Annotated in this window: 2 protein-coding genes; one reads left to right on the top strand and one right to left on the bottom strand. The window is 40.1% G+C overall.

The features are described 5' to 3' along the window. Window positions 1–124: 124 nt before the first annotated feature. Entirely contained in the window at window positions 125–1,204 is a 1,080-nt protein-coding gene (gene dgcK / locus RAC86_RS37930) for a diguanylate cyclase DgcK (protein WP_015383186.1), read from the top strand. Window positions 1,205–1,206: 2 nt separating this feature from the next. Here dgcK and RAC86_RS37925 read toward each other — a convergent pair whose 3' ends face one another. Further along, window positions 1,207–2,037, bottom strand: a complete 831-nt coding sequence (locus tag RAC86_RS37925; protein WP_377886882.1) for a MetQ/NlpA family ABC transporter substrate-binding protein — start codon at window positions 2,035–2,037, stop codon at window positions 1,207–1,209. Between the last annotated feature and the right edge of the window lie 252 nt (window positions 2,038–2,289).

The raw sequence follows: 2,289 nt of genomic DNA, 5'->3' as shown, positions 1-2,289 counted from the left end.
AATTCCGATGGGTCAAGTGCGAATTATTTTAACTTATCAATTCAAGTAAAAAAACCTTATATAATGCCTTTTTTGTTCTTTTCTTTCCCTTCCATCTTTAGTACCTTATATAAGGGTGATAATATTGCTGAAAGAACTGTTTGTAAATTTGACCATTTTAATCACATTTAATTATCTCTTCACCCACCTGTTTAAAGAAAGGCTAGTACATAAAAAAGACAGCATATCTTTTCAAGCTGTTAAGGGACTGGCCTGCGGTTTGCTCGGGGTTATTCTGATGGTTTTTGGATTTACCTATCAGCATTCAATTATTGATCTTCGAAATATCCCTATTATGATTGCCGCTCTTTATGGAGGCTGGGTTTCAACGGCAACGGCCCTGGCCATGATCACTGCAGGCCGCTTGCTGATTACAATGAACACATCTGCACTATACTCGGTTATTATCATTTGTATCGCTGCCATCCCGTCACTCATTGTTTCTAGAAGAAAAAAAGTTCAACTAAAACATGCTTTCTATCTTTTAATAATCACAAATAGCTTGATCTCCTTTTCCTTTTATTTTCTTATAGATTTACATTCATACGAACTTCATTTGTATTTTTGGATCATATCAATAGCGGGCGGCATGCTCAGTTTATATATTATTGATCATGAAACAAATGCACATCTTCTTTTTAAACAATATAAGTTTCAGGCGCACTTTGACTTTTTAACAGGCGTGTATAACCGAAGAAAGTTTGAAGAAACCACAAAAGCTCTGTATCAGCAGGCGGCCGATACCCCGCATTTTCAATTTGCACTGATTTATATGGATATCGATCATTTTAAGACCATCAATGACCAATATGGCCATCATGAAGGAGATCAGGTGCTCAAAGAGCTGGGGTTACGTCTGAAGCAGAGCATCCGAAATACTGATCCTGCCGCTCGGATCGGCGGTGAAGAATTTGCCGTTCTCCTGCCGAACTGTTCTCTTGATAAAGCAGCCCGGATCGCTGAACGGATCAGGAGCACTGTAAGTGATGCACCGATTGTATTAACAAACGGCGAAGAGCTTTCAGTTACGATATCACTAGGGGCCGCTCATTACCCCAATAATACGGAACAGCCAGGATCCTTGCCCATTCTTGCCGATCAAATGCTTTACAAAGCGAAAGAAACGGGACGGAACAGAGTGTGTTTTTCAGAAAAAAAAGAATGAATTCAATGTTCGAATTCATTCTTCCAATCTGAAAGACGTTTCAAAGGCAGAAAAGCCGGGACAAGATCTCCCTGATATTCTTTTTCTATAAATGCCGCTGTATCATCTGCTTGATAAAGCTCAAGAATGGTTTGCAGCGCTTCCCGATCTTGATCCTCCGCTCTGACAACAATCAAATTCATCTCTTCCCCAGACATGGGTCCGCCGCTCTTTAGTGTATGCTTTTTCGGGTTCAGGCCCGCTTTTTTTGCTTCTGATGGTTTCATGACAAACACGTCGGCACCGCTTACTGCATCCTGTTGCCGGACAGCTTTTAATTTCAGGTTTCTCGGATTATCTTTAATCATATCAACTGAACCTGTTCCGTTAAATCCGTTTTTCAGCGTTAGCAAACCCGCTTCCTGGAGCACTGTAAGCGCCCTGCCAAAATCGAACGCTTTATCCGGAACAGAAACGACAGCTCCTCGCGGTATATCTTGGATTCGGTCATATCGTTTTGAATAAATGCCCATGGGCGTTATGTATGTCGTCCCGAGCGGCGTCAAATTAAGTTTGTATTTTTGGGTGAACGACTGAAAATATGAAATGGTTTGAAAGGCGTTGGCATCAATTTCTTTGTTAGCAAGTGCGATATCAGACTCCGCATAATCAGAAAAAGGGATCAGCTGAATATCCAGCCCTGCCTCTTCAGCCTTTTGAGCAATATAGTTCCATATTGCCCCGTCAGACTCAGCAATCCCGATTTTTATCGATTCATGTTCTGCAGACGGTGAACATGCAGTAAATGAAACGAGAAGAACAAGGACGAAACTGCATATAAGCCACTTTTTCATTGTGACCATACTCCTATCTATGTATTAGAGCATGCAAGCAATATCAGACATAAAAATCATACGCTCTCTTAGTTGATAAACGTTGTCATTTGTAATATTGATTAACTTTTACCTTACTCATATCCAATAAGGTTGTCAATTCCTATTACTTATCTTCCCAAAATGAAGAAATACTAAGGCAAACGTATGATCACATATCGAGAAAGCAGATGAATTTCCGCAAATAAATATCAAATTGAAAAATAAATATGG

The sequence above is a fragment of the Bacillus sp. LR_5 genome, from assembly GCF_042709275.1.
Note: the sequence above shows the minus strand (reverse complement) of the source record. Positions and strands in the feature narration are given on the sequence as shown.